At 34.2% G+C, this 20,979-nt stretch carries 19 protein-coding genes; 6 read left to right on the top strand and 13 right to left on the bottom strand.

The window, feature by feature from the left end; all coding sequences use genetic code 11:
• Positions 1-10 precede the first annotated feature (10 nt).
• From mgtE to RB618_RS06130, 8 genes are all read right to left on the bottom strand, one after another.
• Positions 11-1,360, bottom strand: a complete 1,350-nt coding sequence (gene mgtE / locus RB618_RS06165; protein WP_111377632.1) for a magnesium transporter — start codon at positions 1,358-1,360, stop codon at positions 11-13.
• Positions 1,344-2,129 carry a 16S rRNA (adenine(1518)-N(6)/adenine(1519)-N(6))-dimethyltransferase RsmA gene (gene rsmA / locus RB618_RS06160; RefSeq protein ID WP_308067955.1) on the bottom strand — a complete coding sequence of 262 codons (786 nt, stop codon included), beginning with the start codon at positions 2,127-2,129 and terminating at the stop codon, positions 1,344-1,346. The genes mgtE and rsmA overlap by 17 nt, the downstream gene beginning before the upstream one ends.
• Positions 2,130-2,325: 196 nt before the next feature.
• A complete protein-coding gene (locus RB618_RS06155; protein ID WP_308067954.1) occupies positions 2,326-2,637 on the bottom strand; it encodes a DUF4286 family protein in 312 nt (103 codons plus the stop codon).
• 126 nt (positions 2,638-2,763) lie between these two features.
• Positions 2,764-4,545 (bottom strand): tetratricopeptide repeat protein, encoded by a 1,782-nt coding sequence (locus tag RB618_RS06150; protein WP_308067953.1) that lies wholly within the window; start codon positions 4,543-4,545, stop codon positions 2,764-2,766.
• A 112-nt stretch (positions 4,546-4,657) separates the two neighbouring features.
• Positions 4,658-5,491, bottom strand: a complete 834-nt coding sequence (lgt, locus tag RB618_RS06145) for a prolipoprotein diacylglyceryl transferase (protein WP_308067952.1) — start codon at positions 5,489-5,491, stop codon at positions 4,658-4,660.
• Between the two features lie 86 nt (positions 5,492-5,577).
• The gene (gene serS / locus RB618_RS06140) at positions 5,578-6,849 is read right to left on the bottom strand and encodes a serine--tRNA ligase (RefSeq protein WP_008465517.1); all 1,272 of its coding nucleotides are present in this window, start codon (positions 6,847-6,849) and stop codon (positions 5,578-5,580) included.
• Positions 6,850-7,008: 159 nt separating this feature from the next.
• Positions 7,009-7,929 carry a hypothetical protein gene (locus RB618_RS06135; RefSeq protein WP_308067951.1) on the bottom strand — a complete coding sequence of 307 codons (921 nt, stop codon included), beginning with the start codon at positions 7,927-7,929 and terminating at the stop codon, positions 7,009-7,011.
• A 76-nt stretch (positions 7,930-8,005) separates the two neighbouring features.
• Positions 8,006-8,545 carry a hypothetical protein gene (locus RB618_RS06130; protein ID WP_308067950.1) on the bottom strand — a complete coding sequence of 180 codons (540 nt, stop codon included), beginning with the start codon at positions 8,543-8,545 and terminating at the stop codon, positions 8,006-8,008.
• A 243-nt stretch (positions 8,546-8,788) separates the two neighbouring features.
• On the opposite strand from RB618_RS06130, the gene RB618_RS06125 reads away from it, so the two are divergent.
• Positions 8,789-9,238: a protease complex subunit PrcB family protein gene (locus tag RB618_RS06125; protein WP_308067949.1), complete on the top strand. Its 450-nt coding sequence runs from the start codon at positions 8,789-8,791 to the stop codon at positions 9,236-9,238.
• Here the strand turns inward: RB618_RS06125 and RB618_RS06120 are convergent, their stop codons facing one another.
• Complete coding sequence (locus tag RB618_RS06120) at positions 9,239-10,795, bottom strand: patatin-like phospholipase family protein (RefSeq protein ID WP_308067948.1); 1,557 nt, start codon at positions 10,793-10,795, stop codon at positions 9,239-9,241.
• Positions 10,796-10,818: 23 nt separating this feature from the next.
• Positions 10,819-11,385, bottom strand: coding sequence for a hypothetical protein (locus RB618_RS06115; RefSeq protein WP_308067947.1), 567 nt, complete (start codon positions 11,383-11,385; stop codon positions 10,819-10,821).
• Between the two features lie 228 nt (positions 11,386-11,613).
• Between RB618_RS06115 and RB618_RS06110 the strand changes: the two genes are divergently transcribed.
• Complete coding sequence (locus RB618_RS06110; RefSeq protein ID WP_308067946.1) at positions 11,614-12,516, top strand: PhzF family phenazine biosynthesis protein; 903 nt, start codon at positions 11,614-11,616, stop codon at positions 12,514-12,516.
• A gap of 38 nt (positions 12,517-12,554) precedes the next feature.
• Here RB618_RS06110 and RB618_RS06105 read toward each other — a convergent pair whose 3' ends face one another.
• The 3 genes from RB618_RS06105 to RB618_RS06095 all read right to left on the bottom strand — a co-directional run bounded on the left by RB618_RS06105 (position 12,555) and on the right by RB618_RS06095 (position 15,791).
• Positions 12,555-13,682 (bottom strand): DUF664 domain-containing protein, encoded by a 1,128-nt coding sequence (locus RB618_RS06105; protein ID WP_308067945.1) that lies wholly within the window; start codon positions 13,680-13,682, stop codon positions 12,555-12,557.
• A 131-nt stretch (positions 13,683-13,813) separates the two neighbouring features.
• Complete coding sequence (locus RB618_RS06100) at positions 13,814-14,041, bottom strand: CDGSH iron-sulfur domain-containing protein (RefSeq protein WP_290963233.1); 228 nt, start codon at positions 14,039-14,041, stop codon at positions 13,814-13,816.
• Positions 14,042-14,291: 250 nt separating this feature from the next.
• The gene (locus RB618_RS06095; protein ID WP_308067944.1) at positions 14,292-15,791 is read right to left on the bottom strand and encodes a family 43 glycosylhydrolase; all 1,500 of its coding nucleotides are present in this window, start codon (positions 15,789-15,791) and stop codon (positions 14,292-14,294) included.
• 507 nt (positions 15,792-16,298) lie between these two features.
• On the opposite strand from RB618_RS06095, the gene metG reads away from it, so the two are divergent.
• From metG to RB618_RS06075, 4 genes are all read left to right on the top strand, one after another.
• Positions 16,299-18,434, top strand: a complete 2,136-nt coding sequence (gene metG, locus RB618_RS06090; RefSeq protein WP_308067943.1) for a methionine--tRNA ligase — start codon at positions 16,299-16,301, stop codon at positions 18,432-18,434.
• Between the two features lie 105 nt (positions 18,435-18,539).
• Complete coding sequence (locus tag RB618_RS06085; RefSeq protein WP_308067942.1) at positions 18,540-19,427, top strand: DMT family transporter; 888 nt, start codon at positions 18,540-18,542, stop codon at positions 19,425-19,427.
• A 201-nt stretch (positions 19,428-19,628) separates the two neighbouring features.
• The gene (locus RB618_RS06080; protein WP_308067941.1) at positions 19,629-20,336 is read left to right on the top strand and encodes an HAD family hydrolase; all 708 of its coding nucleotides are present in this window, start codon (positions 19,629-19,631) and stop codon (positions 20,334-20,336) included.
• Positions 20,336-20,965 (top strand): chloramphenicol acetyltransferase, encoded by a 630-nt coding sequence (locus RB618_RS06075; protein WP_308067940.1) that lies wholly within the window; start codon positions 20,336-20,338, stop codon positions 20,963-20,965. Before RB618_RS06080 ends, RB618_RS06075 begins: the two co-directional genes overlap by 1 nt.
• The last annotated feature ends 14 nt before the right edge of the window (positions 20,966-20,979 follow it).

Raw genomic sequence — 20,979 nt, 5'->3', positions numbered from 1 at the left:
TGGCAAAAATCTAGAATCCGAGAATCAAATTTGCTACTCCAAAGTATAACATGATTCCGAATACGTCATTGGTCGTTGTGATAAACGGACCAGTCGCAATTGCGGGGTCAATTTTGTTTTTGTTCAAGAAAAGTGGTACTAAAGTCCCTAAAGTGGCAGCAAAAAGAATTACAACAATCATCGAAATCGATATGGCAAATCCCACTAAATACTGCTGGTACATGATAGAATGATAACACAATAAAAGAAATGAAATGATACTTCCCGAAATCATAGAAACGGTAATTTCTTTAGTAAAATAACCGCGGCTGAAATCTTTCAGCGTTCCATTTGCTAAACCTTGTACTACGATTGCCGAAGCCTGAACTCCAATATTTCCTGCTGTTGCAGAAAGCAAAGGCACAAATATGATTAGTGTAGAATATTTTTGAAAAGTGGCTTCGTTACCTTTCAAGACAAAAGACGCAACAATTTCAATCACCATTCCGATCAAAAGCCAAGGCAGACGCGCTTTGGTTAACTCATAAACGCTGTCATTCGATTCAACGTCTTGTGTAATACCGGCAGCCAACTGGTAATCCTTATCAGCTTCTTCCTTGATTACGTCTACGATGTCGTCGATGGTAATTCTCCCAACTAATCGTCCTAACTCATCAACAACAGGAATTGCCTCTAAGTCATACTTCTGCATGATACGAGCAACCTCAACATCCTCGGTATCTACTTTTACAAAATTTAATTTTCGGATATAAACGTCACCAATTTGAGTTTTGGTCGAAGAAGTCAATAAATCTTTAAGGGAAAGTCTTCCTTTTAGTCGGTTTTCATCATCAACTACATAAATAGAATGTACTCTAGAAACATTCTCTGCCTGAATTCGCATTTCTTTAACGCAGGTCAAAACGTTCCAATTTTCATTCACTTTTACAAGCTCTTTTCCCATCAAACCACCGGCCGTGTTTTCGTCATAACGCAAAAGATCAACAATGTCTTTGGCGTGTTCAACGTCAACTAGCTCTGAGATAACTTCCGCTTTAATTTCCTGCGAAAGTTCGGCGATGATATCAGCGGCATCATTGGTTTCAAGCTCATCAAGCTCTTCTGCGATTTCCTTTGGCGAAAGTCGGCTTAAGATGTTTTCACGCAGATCTTCTTCCAATTCCAGAAGAATTTCGGCTGTTTTATCACTATCTAAAACCTTAAAGATATAAGTTGCCTCGTCGAAATCTAATTCGTCTAAAATTTCGGCAATATCAGCGTGGTGCAGATCATTAAGTAAAACTTCTAATTCGTTGTCGTTTTTCTTATTAATCAGCTCCTCAAGCTGGTGTATAAATTCTTTACTAACTTTGAACTCCATCGGTTTCTATTTTTAGAGTTAGTTCAATAAATTCATCAACGCTAAGTTGCTCTGGACGTTTATCAAAGATAGTGTCTTCTCGCAAATTGTCTGATAAATTTAATGTTTTCAAACTGTTACGTAATGTTTTTCGTCTCTGTTGAAAAGCTGTTTTTACAACTGTAAAAAATAACTTTTCACTGCAAGGAAGACTATAATCTTCCTTTCGGGTCATTCTCATCACACCCGATTTCACCTTGGGCGGAGGAATAAAAACGTTTTCATTAACCGTAAACAGATACTCTGTATCATAGAAAGCCTGAGCTAAAACTGATAGTATTCCGTAGGTTTTTGAGCCTTTCTTTTCGCAGATGCGCTCGGCAACTTCTTTTTGAAACATTCCCGAAAATTCAGGAATCTGGTCTCTAAGTTCTAATGTCCTAAAAACAATCTGCGAAGAAATATTGTACGGAAAGTTGCCTATTATGGCAAACTGTTTATTTTGGTAAACTTCATTTATATTATACTTCAGGAAATCCTGAGAAATAATCTTGTCTTTTAATTTTGGATAATGTGCATCCAAATACGCTACCGATTCAGTATCGATCTCAATAACGTGTGTAGTAATTGGCTTTTCAAGTAAATATTTAGTAAGCACACCCATCCCTGGTCCTATTTCTAAAACCTCATCATATCCTTTAAGAGTCAAAGTATCCGCAATAGCTTTTGCGACGCTTTCGTCTTTAAGAAAGTGCTGTCCTAAATGTTTTTTTGCTTTTACTTTTTCCATTTCATTTCTTGTTTGCCACCAGGCTGCAAAAGTATTCTTTTTAACCTGAAGGCTCAAATTTTTTTGCCACTAAGACTCGAAGACACAAAGTTTTATTTTTTGTTTCTTTCCATAAAGGTTCAAAGACGCCAAATTTCTAGTCCTTTTTATCAATTACAAAACTGAAAACTGTGACTGCGACTGAAAACTAAAAAAATTAGTGCTCAGAAATAACCTCCAATTCTGTTCTAAAAGAAAGCATCTTATCGGCAAATAAACCTAATGCTTCTCTGTGAAATTCGGGCTCGTCTTCAATATAAAATTTCTCCAGCGTTTCCTTGCTGTCTGTTATATACTGTACCGAATAAGTAACTCCACCCATTTCTTCTTCAACCAAAACTTTTACAATTCTTGCCGAAGAAAATTTATTCGTAGCCAGTATTTCTGGTATATGTTTTTCCTGCATCCATTTTAACCATTGGTCATGAACGCTTTCGTGTATGTTTGTGGTAACGTTGTAAATAATCATTCTTTCTAAGGTTCTGAGATGCTAAAATTCTAAGGTTCTAAGTTTTTCCTCTTGACTCTTAAATCTTTTCAAATCATCATTTTATTAATTTTTATTCTTTGGAATTTGGAATTTATAAATTGGAATTTATAAATTCTTATCCCCTCTTAACTCGCGGTATTTTTTTCTGGCATCAACAAAGTAAATACTGTCTTGATGATTAAAAATTACCTTTTCATATAGCGGTTTTGCTTTTTCTACGTCTTTCAGCTCATCATTGTAAATTTCTGCTGAGAAAAATAGTGCTTCATCAACATAAATTCCGTCGCTGTGATTGTCAATAATCTGCTGGTATTGACTTAAAGCCGAAGCAAAATCTTTCTGGCTTTCGTAAACTTTTCCCAAACGCAATAACGTTACGGCTTCTATTTCCTGACCTTTATAAGTCTTTAAAATATTCTGAAACTGTGTAATCGCTTCTTGTTTTTTATTCTGATAAATTAAAAAATCTCCTTTTGCAAATTGCTTCAAAGCCACTTGGGTTGAGTCTGCAGCGGTGTTATCATTAATCAAAAGAAAATATTCTAAAGCATCATTAGCTATTAATTGCGTATTTGCCGCTTTTAATTCTTTGAATTGTTTATTTGCCCATTCAAAATCGCCTTTGTAATAACTTGTTTTGGCTGCTTTCAAACTTGCTTCGTGCGCCATCACATCATTCTTTAAATCCAATTGAATTTGCGAATAGTAAATCAGCGCCTGATTGTATTTTTCTTCTAAAAGCAGAATATCTGCCAATTCCATTTTAGCATCGGCTTTTTGATATTCGTTTAAATTTAATTCTAAAGCCTTTTTGATTACTGCCTTTCCTTCTTCTGTCTTTTTCAAATTAAAGGCCAGAAAATGCGCCTGAATGATTTGCAAAGATAAGGTAAAAGGACTGATTTCGTAAGTCGCTAACAATTGCTTCAATTCCTGATCGATAACTGGATAATCTTTTTCCTGAGCTTTATCAATTTTAATCTGCATCAAATACGCGTTCGACTGAATCAGCAAACCTAAATCTTTGGTGTTTTGGAGAATAAAATTCAGAATTTCTTCAGCTGTATCATTGTCCCCTTCATTCATAGCAAACTGACTCAAATTGACAATACTCATCAACGATTCTGGTTCTCGTTTGTAAATAGCTTTTTCTTGAATGAATGCTTTTCCGAATTCTTTCTGCTGTACATAAAACCAGCTTAAATAATGATTCCAGAAAACGTCCTGATCTTTTTGGGTTCTTAAGATTAATGCTTTTCGCATTGCATCTTTAAAAGCCGTATTATCCGTTTCGCCATTCATGAATCGAGATAATTGTGTCTGAATCAGATTAGTGTTTTGCGGATTTGTGAAAGACTCAGTCAATAGCAAATCAATCATAAGATCCGTTTTTCCTAACTGCCCGTAAAGCATTCCGATTTGAAAATTGAAATTGAAATTTGGCTGAACCTCCATTGCAGTCTGATACGCTTTTAAAGCATATTCTAACAATACTTTTTTCTCAAATGAACTTGCAATTCCGTAAACATCATTCGGATTGACCTTTATTTTTTCTATTGCCTGTTCGTAGTAATTTTTGGCTTTCGAATCGTTTTTCTGCAACTGAAAATTATATCCTAACTCTACCAAGAAAACGCCTTGTTTGTATCGGTTGTAACGATCTTGAATTGCTTTTTCTGCATTGGCAAACTGTTGCAATTGCTGATAACAGTCAACCGTTCTTAAAAAATACTGCGTATTGGATGGCGCACCTCTTAAAAGCTCTTCATAACTGATTTTAGCTTTATCAAAGTCTCCTTTATCGTAATAATATTGCGCCAGCTGCTCGTTTTGTGCAAACGCAAAACCAGAACATAACAAAACGATACAAATCAATATGTTTCTCATATTTTTTAAGTTTTCAGTCGCAGTCGCAGTTTTCAGTCAATACCTGAAATTGCAAACTGGAAAATTTTTAGTCTTCAGCAACTGTAAACTGTCACTGTATACTGAGACTTTTTTAGTTACTGTAAACTGAGACTTTCCTAGTTTTCCAAAAAATCAGAACTAAACCGATTAAAATAAACGGAACACTTAAAATCTGTCCCATATTAATCAGCATACTGTTTTCAAAAGCTTCCTGGTTTTCCTTGAAAAATTCAATTATAAAACGAGCTGTAAATAATAAAGTTAAGAAAGTTCCAAAGATTAATCCTTGTGCATTTCTAATTTTTTCTGATTTGTACATATAAAACAGTATTCCGAAAATCAGTAAATAAGCAAATGCTTCATACAATTGTGTTGGATGCCTCGGAATTAAATCATCTCTTTCAAAAACTACTCCCCAATTTCCGTTGGTTGGTTTTCCATAGATTTCAGAATTCATAAAATTCCCTAATCTAATAAATGTGCCCGTTACAGGAACCGCAACAGCCATTTTATCCAAAAGTCCTAAAAATTGCACTTTGTATTTTCGGCAGTATAAAATCATTGCCGTAAGTACTCCAATAGAACCTCCGTGACTTGCCAAACCTTGGTACCCCACAAATTGATAAACGCCTTTTATTTTCTGAATTGGCAAAAGAATTTCTATCGGATGTTTTAAGAAATACTCCGGTTCATAAAAGAAACAATGTCCAAGTCTGGCACCTAAAACGGTTCCGACAATTACATAAATCAATAAAGTATCGAGATTATCTAGCGAAAGATTTTCTTTTTTATAAATATTTCTAACAATATAAAAGCCCAAAAGAAGTCCGCAGGCAAAAAGAGCTCCGTAATATTTTAAGGGAAAACTATCTGTAATCCAGAAAATAACAGGATCTACGTTCCAGTTTAAAATTCCATTCATCATGCTCCGTTTTTTAATTTCTATAAATTAAGAAAACCTAACAGGTTTTAAAAGCCTGTTAGGTTTGTATCTTAAAAACTATACTTTTTTTAGTTTATAATATCAAATCCACAGTAAGGACGTAAAACTTCTGGTATTACGATTCCTTCTGGAGTTTGGTAATTTTCAATAATTCCAGCCAAAACACGTGGAAGCGCTAATGAACTTCCGTTTAGCGTGTGTGCCAGCTGATTTTTTCCGTCTTTATCTTTAAAACGTAATTTCAAGCGGTTTGCCTGGAACGTTTCAAAGTTAGAAACAGAACTGATTTCTAACCAACGATCTTGCGCAGTAGAAAACACCTCAAAATCATAAGTCAAAGCAGATGTGAATCCCATATCCCCACCGCAAAGACGTAAAACTCTGTAAGGTAATTTCAATTCTTTCAAAATACCTTTTACATGCTCTACCATTCCGTCTAAAGCTGCATAAGAATTATCTGGATGCTCGATACGAACGATTTCTACTTTATCAAATTGGTGCAAACGATTTAATCCGCGAACGTGTGCTCCGTAAGAACCTGCTTCACGACGGAAACATGGCGTATACGCAGTTTGTAAAACTGGCAATTCGCTTTCGTTTAAAATGACATCGCGAAATAAATTGGTTACTGGAACCTCAGCCGTTGGAATCAAATATAAATCGTCAATTCCAGCGTGGTACATCTGGCCTTCTTTGTCTGGCAATTGTCCAGTTCCGTAACCAGAAGCTTCGTTTACTAAATGAGGAACTTGAACTTCATTGTATCCTGCAGCGGTGTTTTTGTCTAAGAAATAGTTGATCAAAGCACGTTGAAGCTTTGCTCCTTTTCCTTTATAAACAGGGAATCCTGCTCCAGTAATTTTTACACCCAATTCAAAATCGATGATATCGTATTTCTTTACCAATTCCCAGTGAGGTTGTGCGCCTTCGTGTAAAGCAGGAATATCACCTTCTTGAAAAACATTCAAATTGTCATCTGGCGTTTTTCCTTCAGGAACAATATCTGCCGGAAGGTTTGGCAAAGTGTATAATTTATTGGTTAACTCAACAGCCAAAGCTTCAGCTTTTTCGCTCAGTTCTTTGCTTTTTTCTTTTAGTGAAACTGTTTTTTCTTTTAAGATTGCCGCTTTCGCTTTCTCTCCAGCTTTCATCAATTCACCAATATCTTTGGACAATTTATTAGATTCTGATAAAGTATTGTCTAATTCCACCTGTGCAGCACGACGATTTTCGTCTAATTGAACCACCTCTTCAACAACGCTTTTAGCATCGATATTTCGTTTTGCTAAAGCTTTGATTACTTTCTCTTGATTTTCTCTAATAAATGCAATTTGTAACATAGCTTGATTTTTATAACTATTGTATTTTTTATAACGGAAGCAAATTTAAGGAAATGTTTGTTAACATTAGGTCAAAGTTTTGCAGTAAAACCGAAATCTCCTATAAACAGCAAAAGCACTGTAAAAGTGCTCTTGATGTTATTTGATTTTTTTCGAATTTTATTCTAGAAAACGGTGTCTGTCATCTCTATGAAAAGCATATTCTCGTCCGTTATACTTTAGCTTTTCTAATTCTTTTTTAATTTTTAGGTCGCTTTTTTCTTCGATACCATTTTCTAAATCATTTTCTACGGCTTCTTCATAAGAAAAGTTTTTAGATATGATCAAATCAAAATAACCATTTGTTTTATCATCAGAAATACTCATACCTGTTTCTAAAGTTTCAATTTGAAAAGTGCCGCTTCCGTTAGAATCACCATTGGTCAATCGAACCGGGTATTCATATAAAACCTTTCTAATTTCGTTGTCAACCAAAGTAACCAGTGTAAATTTCTTCTCCGAATACAAAACAATTCGGCTGCTGGCATTGGCTTCGGTATAAAAAGCAATTGCAGGAGTATTTTCGTTTAAAAAAAACAGATCTTTCAAAATATGCGATTTCGAAAACTGAATGGCTTCATTATCGTAATAACCTAGATTTTCATCAAATTCTTCGGCAATTATGCTTCCATTTTCTCGATTTACAAAGAGATATTTTCTCTGAAAATAATCTCCCAATTCTTCATCATCATCTGATCGGAATGCTTTTTTATCGTGTGATACCGTTGTCAGAACAAAAAAAGTGATTTGATCATCATAATTAATCGAACTTGATTCGGCAATTTTAATATCTGAATATTTAATTTTTAAGTTTAATGCCACTTTTGAGAGCAGATTAAGATTCATCTCTTTAGAATCTTCTATCTCATCCAGATTTTTAAAAATGAGTTTTCTTAATGGCTTTTTATTATGACCAAGATGTGCTTTTGTTTCTGAAAGCAGTTCCTGATACTGAACTTCCGCATCGTTTTTAGCTTTTTCATTCTTCCCGCAGGAAAATAAAAACATCAAAACGGCACTTAAAAGAATCGTTTTTTTCATAGGCTTTGATTTGTTAGAAATTTAGGGCATTTCAAATATATAATTTTCTTACAAACCTCGGCAGAAAAATTAAAATTTAATCTCTCTTAATTTCGTGGCCTACAAACTCTTCCAGTGTTTTAAACATTTCTTCAACCGAAAGAACTTCTGTATCGGGATGCGATTTTAAAAATGCAGCATTCAATTCGGCCAAATTTTCGTCCAATTCAAAATAAGCATTGTTATTCAGCAAATCTTTAAAAGCATTTGGAGCATCGTATTTTTCTTTTAGAAATTTACCTAATTTAATATTACTCTGCAAACGCAATTTGCGGCTTTGTTCTTTAAATAATTCCAAATGCTTTTCGGCACCAATTAAAGCCAAACCTTCTTCGATTAATTCATTAAGTTCTTTATTCCAGCCAGAATCATGAACGAATTTCGAAAAATTTCCTTCAGCATATTTTGACGCATAAAAATCTAAATAATAACTCATTAAAGCATCTTCGTGAATTAAATCGTCGTCTATTTTTTCTTCGCGCATTAAATTGATTACCGAAATATTCGAATTAACAATGTCTTGAGGATTTTCGCTATTTGCCGCCGTTTCTGAAATAATGATTTTACCGAATTCCATTTTAGTTTTTATTTAAAGGATTTTAGTGCAAAGTTGGGAAATAATAATACAATTTGGAAGAAAATAAAGTTTTTGGCATATTTCATTAAGTCATCACAATCTTTAATCAAAATTAGCGTTATCTTTATCTAATATAAAGATGCCAATAAAACTAAACACCTTTGACGCAACTATTTGGATACAAATGCATCTGTTTATATAGACAAAACTTTATGCAAAAGTTTTAAAACCAAAACCAAAATCATGAAAAGGATTATCCTAATATTTAGCATATTGCTAGCTTTAACAAGTTGCGAGAATGATGATTTACCAAATTCTGATGTGCAATATTCGTTAATAGCTAAAGGAGATTCTTTTCCTAATGATGAAAGTCTTGCGCCAAGACATCTAATTATTAAGGATCAAAAAGCTTGGGATAAATTAATTACAGAAATGAATGTTTCTAACGATTTGTCCAAAGATTTTACTGAAATCAATATTGATTTCAGTAAATATCAAGTCATTGCAGTAATCGATAAAACCCAAAACACAGCAGGGCATTCTATTGATATTGTTGAAATTACCGAAAATCGAAATACCATTATCGTAAAAGTCGAAAAACTACAAAACGGAAATAGCACTTTAAAATTATCAAGACCTTACGACATTATCAAAACTGATAAAACAGACAAAAAAGTTATTTTTGAGCAATAACTAAATCCCTTTATTTTCTATCAGTAAAGCTTTCAATTCATTCGTTTTTAAATACGCCGCAAAACGTCCAGATAGCAACAACATCTCTTTTTCTTCTGGAGTTGTTTTTAGTTTGGTTTCAACATGCGAAGCATATTCGTAAAGCATTAAAAGTTCGCTTGCATCAAAATCTTTAAATTTTCCTTTATCTAAACTAGAAAGTAGCGGTTCGCCGTATTTGTCTTTCTTAAAACTATCTGTTCCAAACTTTGCAATCAATTCTGTCTTAAAATCGTCATGAAGTTTCAGCCAATTTGCAGCTTCATCATCGGTTTCTTTGAGTTGCGCAACTAAATTTTCATATTTCTGATCTTTTTTCAGAGTTAACAAATAATCCCTTAAAGTGGTAAAACCAATAACTTGATAATTTGAAGTCGGAATTCTGTATTTATCCAACACATTTTCGACATCTTTTTCAAAAGTCATGTATCTTGTCTGAACCGTATATAAAGAAGCTGTTTCCAATAAAGAAAGCAATCCAATTTTACCATCATTTATAAAAGGCGCTTTCTTTCCTTGCCCCAAGCAATCAATAAAAAGCGCTTTTTTGTTTTTGTCTTTGACTTTAGAATCATTGTGAAGCAGTTCTATCAAAGTTTCGTAACCCATATTATCAGACGCACCGCCATCAATCACACATAAAATTTTATCTTGATTTTTGATTCCGAATTTAGTTTTAGGAAGAACTCCTGGAAAAGCCGAACTCGCCGTTATTGCATAAGTGAGCGGAAAATCGTAACCGTTATTGATGTTATTTTCGTCAAGCGAAAGTGATGCTTTATTTGGAGCTAGAGATGAATTAATTTTTAAGGCGCGAATAATATGCGGCATGAACGGAAAACGCTCGCCATTGTTGTAAGCCGTTCCGTTGGCCACCATAATGGGCAATTGCGGATTGAGTTTGCTCTCTCTCGGAATAAAAAAATCAGACAAAAGCATTTGAGTTTTAAACTTATTCTGATTCTCCGGATTGCCGCTGTCATACTGCAAAACTTCGAAATCCAAACGTTGAGCCATAGAGATTTTTTCTCCTTTTTCGTTTCTGCTATTATTCAAAAGAGAAAAAATGTTAGCTGATTTATTGACATCCGATTTGAAAGCATCGGCTTTTGAAAAGTAAAATTCGTTAAAACTGCAGTTGTCATATTGCAGTTTGTTTTTCAAGATCGTCAAATAATATCCAGCCGAATAACATCCTCCTGAAACCGTCGAGAAATAATCAATTTCATTAAGAAAATTACGGTTCGAATTTTCTTCTTGAATTTCTTCCAAACCTAAAAGAACACCCATACTAAAAAACTGTGCTCTCGATCCGCCGCCAGAAATGGCAACCCCCAAAGCAATATTAGGATTTTGAAGTCGGCTATCGCGATCTTGAACCGATTTGTATTCGTTTAAATTGACTGACGGAATCGAATTATAGTTAATCTCAGAAAAAAGATTAATCTTATTTTGAGCAATTCCTTCATTTATTAAAACAAGAAAAAAGAATCCTAGAGAAAGACTTTTAATTTTCATCTTAAATTCCATTTAATTATTATCTATTCAACATTAAATAATCTCAATATATACGAGAGTTCGTAAGCAATAAAAAGTAGTGCTAAAATAGTATGAAACTTTTTATTATTTATTTTTATTGCCAATAAACATAAAACAATATGACTTATAACCCGAACAAAATATTCGTTTTGGTTGTATAAAAAATAGTCGCCTCCTTTAATTGCCGTATCGATTATATCGGCTCCAAAACTTATTGCCAAAACCGAGAAAAACCATTTTTTTCGGGAGTAAAAATAATCTTCATATCCTGTATAATCTACTAAATCGTCGGGATAAAGAATCGCGCATAGCAAATAATAGATTAAGATATAACAGATAATGAAGAAATAATCTGCAAAATACCACTTATGAATTAATTTTAGATTAAACTCCCACCACCAAAAATGAATAAGCATCAGGAATACGTAAAACACCCATAAAGCATGTACAAAATAAAACTTCTTGCGCCCAGGATGCTGAATAAAAATTACCGAACCTTTTATGAGATGAGTTAAGCTCAAACCTAAAATGATTCCGATAATTGATTTGACATGTGTAAGTTCCTCCATAAATAGATATTATTTACAACGAATTAAAATTAATCGAATTAATTCAAAATAAGATGCTTGTTCATTGATTTTTAACTTCTTCTAATTTCATTTTTTGGTTCAGAAAGTAAAATTTCAATCTAAAAGCAAACTTAAAACAGCCTTGAAAACAAAACGTGTCTATGAAATACAAGAATAAAACGTAATTTTATTGCATTCAGAATTAGTTTAGCTTCAAAACACAAAAATATGGGGAAAAGAAAGGCATTAGAATACTACGTTTTAGACGTATTCTCAAACGAAAGCTACAAAGGGAATCCGCTTTCTGTGGTTTTTACAGATGGAAATCTAGACTTAGAAACCTATCAGGATATTTCTAGAGAATTTCGCTATTCTGAAACTTCTTTTGTCTATTATTCTACAAGAGAAAAAGCACTTGTAGTGCGTTCATTTACTCCAACCGGAATCGAAATCGACGGTGCAGGACATAATTTATTAGGCGCAGTTTGCGGCGCTCTGCTAAAAGGAATGCCTATTTTTGAGGAGCAAAATGAAAGTGAGCCTTTTGTAATTATGAAACATTCGGCAATTCCGGTAACAGTAAGTTTTGATTTGACGGCTCTTTACCCAATTGTCCAAATGCATCAAAAATCGGCGGTTATCAAACAAGAAATTCCAACCTATAAAATTGCAGTAGCGCTGGGCTTAAAGATTGAAGATCTAGATGTAAATGCTTTTGTGCCAACAATAGTTAAAACAGAAGTTGCACATACAATGGTTCCTATAAAAAACAGTCAAATACTTAACAGTTTTGTTCCCGACAATCAGCTTTTAATTGAAATTTCAAAAGAATACGATTTTGAAGGATTTTATTGTTTCACTCCAGCTGAAGAAGGTCTAGATCACATAATAGAAACAAGATTTTTTAATCCCATAATCGGAATAAATGAAGACCCGGCAACAGGAACCGCAGCAGGTCCGTTAATTGGCTTTTTGACGCAAAAGAAATTCACTAAATCCGATCAAGAATATAAAATTCTTCAAGGTGTAAAATTAAAACAGCCTTCAATGATTGAAGTTATGAATCGTGAAGAAGATATTTTAGTAGGCGGTTCTTCGATTATTACCATGAAAGGAGAACTTTATATATAAATTAAAAAAGCTGCATCTTAAAAAATGCAGCTTTTCTTTTATTTCTTAATCTCTTGCGGTAACGTTTTTTTCTGTTCTAGCGGAATTCTTTTTTTCAAGAACAAAATCTGGCCTAAATGACTCGATTGATGTTCCATAACATGAAACCAGCAATATTGGTTTGTCCAATCGTATCTTGTTTGTACTTCTGCAAACCAAGCGTCGTCTCTTTTCTTTAATTCTTCGATTGTTTTTGCTCGTACTTCATTATAAATATCCAAATAATACTGAATATCATGTCCTTTTATTTCTCTTCCTGCCTGATCAAGATCTAATGCTGGCCCCCATTTTTTCTTTTCTTCTTCATTAAAATCTCTATTTTCAAAAGTAAAGACCTGATAATATTTTTCGGCTGCAGCCAAATGCATTACCAAAGCTCCAATTCGGTTTGCTTCTGCATCATGAAGATAATCGATTTCATATTGGCTCATGTTTTTAACTGTTCTTTCAACACGGGCTTTAAGATCTTCCAACATCGAAATCATATCACCAATTTTTGGAGACGCTCCTTCTACATTTCCAATTTTAGCTTCTAACCTCGGTTTTATTCCTTTTCCTTCTATAAGCAAACAGCTTTTTCCATCAACACTCGATTTGTCCGAAGTAATTTTATATTCTTTTACTTTAACAATAGCATCGTTACTTATTCCTTGAATCCATTTTGGCACATCTCCATTACTTATCGGACTTTCAAAACTTGAATTTAAAACAGTCACAGGTTCGTAAACACCTTTATCATTTTCGATAAAAAGTTCAAACTTGTCAAAATAAAACTTCCCATCAAATAGACATAAACCTCCAAAACTTAATGATTTACTATTCTTATCGACAGTTCCTTCAACAGTGTATGAATTCCATTCTTTAGATTTTACCGGTCTGTCTCTCATATTATCAAAAAAGCCATCTTCATCGTTTTTGGTATCAACACGAGCCCAAACTCCTGCCCATGATTTTGGTTCTGTAGTTTCTACTTTTACATAAGCAGTTACTTTAAATTTTTTCTTCACAGAAGTCTGAATAGCAATGGTCTGGCTTATAGATGTCCAATCTGTAGAAACCGTTTTTACAGTTTGAGCCTGACTCATGCTAAAAAATAAAAATAGTAGTGGTATTATTAGTTTTTTCATTTTTAGGAAATTAATGTTGCAGTAAATGTAATATTGTTTTTTCTAAGTAATACCTTACTTTTATAAAAAATTACATAAAAAAAACCGCATCTGGCAGAATGCGGTTTACATATTTAAAACTATGGAACTTCTTAGTTCGTTTTCATTGGCGGCAAATCGAAAGCCTTTGAATCGTGTTCGAAGTTGTTTCTGTGTGCTCCATCGCAAAATGGTTTGTTGGCTGAATGTCCGCAACGGCAAAGACCTAATGCAGATCTTCCTTGTAAACCGTAAAGTGTTCCTTCTGGATCCATGATTTCAAAATCTCCTTCAATTTTGATTGATCCGTTTTTATTGATGATTAATTTAGTCTTGCTCATAAATTTTGTTTTTTTCGGATGCAAAGATTGCGAAATATATTGTCATTTATAAACGTCAATCGTAGTTTAAACTGGTTCTATTTTATTGGTTTTTGCCACATAGACGCGAAGGCACAAAGTATTATTGTTTTACGCTCCCGAAAACTATCGAGATTAAAAAATTTAAGCAGATTAACACAGATAACTAACTTAAAAAACTTAGATTCTTAATAAAAAATCTTAGCTACTTTGTGCCTTAGCGGCAAAAAACCTATAGTGTATTGTAAACAAAATTCTTAAACTTCACACTTCCTTTTCCTATTGAACAAAGACCAATTCTTAATCCCAAAAATCCGCTTAAAACATTATGATTGTATCCTGAAACCTCAACTGAATTCTCGATTTTCTTCCAGTCTTTTCCATCAATACTGTAAAACATATCTACGGTGTTTTTGATATTCCTCAAACGAAGAAAGACTTTTCGATTATGTGTATTCTTTTCTGTTGGAAACTGCCATCCTCTCAAGTTTGCCAAAATATTATTCTGATCTGCTAGTATTCCAGAGTAATATTTATTATCATAAAAAAGCGTTAATCCGCCTACTGCATTGCCTTCGATTTCCATTTCAACTTCAGCCGTATACGAATGTCCGCCTGGAACAACTACTAAAGGAGAACTGTTTCCTACTCCGTCGCCTTTTCCTTCAATAGTTAAAGTGTTATTAGCAACTTTAAATCTTGAAGCTTCTACCCCACTATAAAATTTCCATTGCGGTTTAAGAGCTGAACCTTCAAAATTATCACTTAAAGAAAATTCAGGAAGTGTTTTTCCTTGCGGTTTTGCAATTGGTTTATCAGTCTCTATATTATCTGGAATTTTATACCAATTATCTTTTGTCCATTCTACTGGCTGAAGCAAAGTCTGACGCCCTAAGTTGTAATAATCCTTTTCATAGCCATGAAAAATCATCCACCATTTTCCGTTTATATCTTCAAAAATGGTACTATGCCCTTTTGACCACCAAGTTTCAGAACTGCTGTTCGTTCTCACAATCGGGTTATGAGGCGAATTTTCCCAAGGCCCTAAAGGCGATTTTGATCTTGCCGAAATCACCATATGACTTGTCGCCGGACCAGCGGTTCCTCCTTCGGCAACAGTTAAGTAGTAATATTCTCCTCGCTTGAAAAGTTTTGGGCCTTCCATACAGAAACATTCAATACTCCATTCGCGCGGAATTTTCCAACCGTCATACACATGCTTTAATTCGCTTGTTACCGAAAGTCCGTCTTTTGATAAAGCCACATAGCCTCCATTACTAAAATACAAAAATCGATTTCCTTTGTCATCTGTCACATGTCCTGGATCAATATTTCCAATTTTCAAATCTACAGGCTCACTCCACGGACCGTTTATAGAATCTGCCGTAACTACAAAATTGGTATTATTCGCTGGAAAATAAATGTAGTATTTGTTATTGTACTTAATTAGATCTGGCGCCCAAACAGCTCCAACATATTTATGAAGCGCATTGGTTATCGGTTCCCAATTCATTAAATCGGTCGAATGCCAAATTAAAAGTCCGGGATAGTAATCGAATGAAGAATGCACAACATAATAATCTTTTCCGTCTCTCAACAAACTCGGATCTGGATAATCTCCCGCAAAAATTGGGTTTGAATATTGCCCCTGCTTTAAATTCTTTTCTGATTGTGATTGAGAATAACCATAAAACGAAAACAGCATTAAAAAGGTTATATATATTTTATTCATGTTTTGATATTTTTTTTCAAATATAGTCAAAAAGACTATAAGATGTATTTTGGCTACAGATTAAAAGGATTAGAAAGCTTCTTTTCTACTATTTTTCAGACTGAGCGAAGTCAGAGTCCTCTCAAAGCACTTTATTTATTGGCGTCAAATAATCTCGCAAAGACGCAAGATCGCAAAGTTTTTTTTGAATTGCGTCCAGCTTTAGCTGGATGTAATAATAAGGATTCTACAAAATGGCTTTAGCTTAATGCGTGGGTTTGGCTAAAGCCGAATCACCTTATAATTACAAACCCTCCAGCTAAAGCTGGAGGCAATTCATGTCTAAAATTAAAATCTTTTTAATCCTCTTATCCCGATAGCTATCGGGAGTGGCTATAAAAAACTCTGCGACTTTGAGTCTTTGCGAGATAAAAAAATCATAATTCCCATTAAAAACTCTAGCGAATTCAAGCGTAATATTAAAATCTCAATTCTATTGCTTATTTTTGCACTCAATAAAATTGAATTATGATACAAGATCCTAAGAGATATACTATCACGGCGGCATTACCTTACACCAACGGACCTATACATATTGGCCACTTGGCGGGAGTTTATGTTCCTGCGGATATATATTCGAGATATTTAAGATTACAAGGAAAAGATGTAGCATTTATCTGCGGAAGCGATGAACATGGGGTTGCAATCTCTATGAAAGCCAAAAAAGAAGGAGTTACACCACAACAAGTTATTGATAAATATGATGGAATTATTCGCAAGTCATTTGAAGATTTCGGAATTTCATTCAACAATTATTCAAGAACTTCAGCAAAAATTCATCACGATACTGCTTCAGAATTCTTTAGAACATTGTATGATAAAGGAGATTTTATTGAGGAAGTAACAGAACAATTATACGATGCGAAAGCAAATCAGTTTTTAGCAGATCGTTTTGTAGTTGGAACTTGCCCAAAATGTGATAATCCAGAAGCTTACGGAGATCAGTGCGAAAAATGCGGATCTACTTTGAACGCCACAGATTTGATCAATCCAAAATCGACTATTACGGGCGAAACTCCAATTCTTAAAGAAACAAAACACTGGTTTTTACCTTTAGACCGTTATTCTGATTTCTTAACCGAATGGATTTTAGTTGGTCATAAAAACGACTGGAAAACTAATGTTTACGGACAAGTAAAATCTTGGATCGACGCAGGTTTAGAACCTCGTGCCGTAACACGTGATTTGGATTGGGGAATTGATGTTCCTGTTGAAGGTGCCGAAGGCAAAAAACTTTATGTTTGGTTTGATGCGCCAATTGGTTACATTTCTTCTACGAAAGAATGGGCAGCGCGCGAAGGAAAAGATTGGGAACCGTATTGGAAAGATGAAGAAACTAAATTGGTTCACTTTATCGGGAAAGACAATATTGTTTTTCACTGTATCATTTTCCCAGCAATGCTTAAAGCTGAAGGAAGTTATATTTTACCAGATAATGTTCCAGCAAATGAATTCTTGAACTTGGAAGGAAACAAACTTTCGACTTCTAAAAACTGGGCAGTTTGGCTACACGAATATTTAGAAGAGTTTCCAGACAAGCAAGATGTTTTGCGTTATGCCTTAACATCAAACGCTCCTGAAACAAAAGATAACGATTTTACTTGGAAAGATTTCCAAGCTAGAAATAATAACGAATTGGTTGCCGTTTTCGGAAACTTCGTGAATCGCGTTGTGGTTTTAACAAATAAGTATTATGATGGCGTTATTCCAACTCCAAATGAATTAACTGAAATTGACGAAGCTACTTTAAACGAATTAAAAGCGTATCCTGCTGTAATTGCAAGTTCGGTTGAACGTTATAGATTCCGTGAAGCTTTAGGCGAATTGATGAATGTAGCTCGTTTAGGAAATAAATATCTTGCTGACGAAGAGCCTTGGAAAGTTATGAAAGACAATCCAGAGCGAGTAAAAACTCAAATGTATGTGGCCTTGCAAATTGCTGCTGCGTTAAGCGTTTTAGCAGAACCATTTTTACCGTTTACAGCTGCTAAATTGTCAAGAATCTTAAATCTTAATGATCTTAAAGAACACTTTAAAGGATTTAGTAAATTCTTAAAAGAAAATCATCCTGGAGCTACAGATGTTATTCTTGATAAAACATTAGGTTGGAATGATATTTCTGAAAACTCAGATTTGTTGCCAGCAGGACATAAAATTGGTGAAGCAGAATTGCTTTTCGCTAAAATCGAAGATGAAGAAATACAAAAGCAAATAGATAAATTGGAAGCAACAAAAACAGCTAATTTAGCTGAAAGCAAACAACCAGATCCGCAAAAAGATTTAATTCAGTTTGAGGATTTTGCAAAGATGGATATTCGTATTGGAACTATTTTAGAAGCTGAAAAAATGCCAAAAGCAAACAAACTTTTGGTTCTTAAAGTAGATACAGGAATTGATGTTCGTACGATTGTTTCGGGAATTGCAGAGAGTTTTTCGCCAGAAGAAATTATCGGAAAACGTGTTTCTGTATTAGCAAACCTTGCTCCAAGAGCTTTACGTGGCGTTGAAAGCCAAGGAATGATCTTGATGACAACAAATGCTGAAGGGAAACTGGTTTTTGTAAATCCAGATGCTGATGCGCCAAATGGAGCGACTGTAAACTAAATATTTGTATATTTATAAATTGCGTGAGTCGATTAAAATTTAATTGATTCACGCAATTTTCTTTTTAAACTATGCACCAAAAAAACTTGAAAAAATAAACTAAAAATGAAACTCACAAAACCAAGATTAGCCCTAATCTGCGGTATACTCTGCATATCTATTTTTCCGATATTGGTAAAATTACGTTTAACACCAGGATTGATTTCGGCATTTTACCGAATGTTTTTTGCTGTACTGCTGCTTTTACCTTATGTCATTTTCAGCCGTAATTTCAAACTTCCAAAATTAAAATTTGCTCTTTTGGCAATACTATGCGGTGTTTTATTTTCGTCTGATGTTGCCGTTTGGAATATCGCCATTCAGGAATCAAGTGCGACTCAGGCTTCATTGTTAACCAATTTATCTCCAGTTTGGGTTGGAGTTGGCTCTTTCTTTTTTCTGAAAGCAAAACCCGCAACAAATTTCTGGATCGGAACATTAGTCGCTTTATTCGGAATGGTAACTTTGGTCGGTTTTGAGTTTTTTATCGATTTAAACTTCGATAAAGCATTTCTATTTGCCGTTTTATCTGGAATTCTGTATTCCATTTATCTTTTGGTCAGCAAAAATGTTCTTTCAGAAGTCGATGTTCTTTCGTTTATGACCATTAGTTTATTCGCTTCAAGCATCTATTTAGGAATTTTATGTTACGCATTAGGCGAACCTTTCACCGGATTTTCAAATGCAGGTTGGTTTGTACTTGTTCTTCAAGCAGTAATTTGTCAATTGTGTGCATGGCTTTCGATCAGTTATGCGACTCAGCACATGCGTGCAACGAGAGTTTCGCTAAGTTTATTGAGTCAAGCTGTAATTACCTCAATTTTAGCTTGGTTGTTTTTGGAAGAACAAATAACTTTACAAATGGTTTTCGGCGGAATTATTCTGCTTTTCGGAATCCGAATTACTTTTTACGATAAAACAATTTCTTTGAAAGGGCTTTTTTCTAAGGATTAAGAAAAAGGTTTCACGCAGATTCAGCAGATTTGAGCAGATTTTAAAAAATCATTCTAATCTTAATATCCCAATAGCTATCGGGAGTGGCAAAAAATTAGTGTAATTCACGATTCAATTGTCAGAAGCAGTCAAAAAATTAGTGAATTCGTGACTAAAAAAACTTGAAACAAAGAAAACTTGAAACTTGAAACAAAAAACATTATGTTACATAAAACTAAAATACCAAACCTAAAAGTAATCGCATTTGATGCTGATGATACTTTGTTTGTAAACGAACCTTATTTTCAGGAAACCGAACATAAATTTTGCGCTTTGATGGAAGATTATCTTTCGCATCAAGGCATTTCGCAAGAATTATTTAAAATAGAAATTGCCAATCTGCCTCTGTACGGTTACGGAATCAAAGGTTATATCCTTTCGATGATTGAAGCGGCAATGAACATTTCGAACAATACTATTCCGATGGAAGTCATTGAAAAGATTATCCAATACGGAAAAGAATTACTAGAAAAACCAATCGAGCTTCTAGACGGAATTGAAGAAACTCTCGCTGCTTTAAAAGGAAAATATAAATTGGTCGTTGCTACAAAAGGCGATTTAAAAGATCAGCACAGTAAATTGCATCGTTCTGGTTTGGGACATTATTTTCACCATATCGAAGTAATGTCAGACAAACAAGAAATCGATTACCAGAAACTTTTAGGACGTTTAGACATTCAGGCGCACGAATTTTTAATGATCGGAAATTCATTAAAATCAGATGTTCTGCCAGTTTTAGGAATCGGCGGTTACGCCGTTCATATTCCGTTTCATACTACCTGGGAACACGAAAAAATTAATCACACTATAGAACACGAGCATTTTAGTTCATTTGAAACTATTGCAGAAGTGGTTCCGAATTTATTATAATGAAAACACTTTTAGACCTAGAAAATTGGAATAGAAAAGAGCATTTTGCCCATTTTAAACAAATGGAAGAACCTTTTTTTGGTGCCACTGTAGAAATCGATTGTACGAAAGCGTATCAAACTGCAAAAAATATAAATGCTTCTTTCTTCATTTTCTATTTGCATAAAACTTTGACTGCGGTAAACGCAATCGAAAATTTTAGATATCGAATTTCAGAAAATAAAATATATATCAATGACCAGATCGATGCTTCGGCAACAATTGGTCGTGAAGATGGCACTTTTGGGTTTTCTTTAATTGAATATCACCCAGATTTTAAAACATTCGAACAAATTGCATTAACCGAAATCGAGCGCATTCAAAACACAACTGGACTTTTCACAAGATCTTTTGATGATGATAATCTAATTCATTTTTCGGCAATTCCGTGGTTGAATTTTAGTTCAATCACACATGCACGCAGTTTTACATATCCTGACAGCTGTCCAAAAATTTCGTTTGGCAAAATGATGGTTTCCGAAACGGGAAAAAGAACCATGTCTATGGCTGTTTATGTGCATCACGGTTTAATGGACGGAATGCATGTGGGTCAATTTGTAGATCTTTTTCAAGAGCTTATGAATCAATAATAATCGGAATGATT

It is taken from the genome of Flavobacterium sp. LHD-85, assembly GCF_030929595.1.
GTDB lineage: Bacteria > Bacteroidota > Bacteroidia > Flavobacteriales > Flavobacteriaceae > Flavobacterium.
Note: the sequence above shows the minus strand (reverse complement) of the source record. Positions and strands in the feature narration are given on the sequence as shown.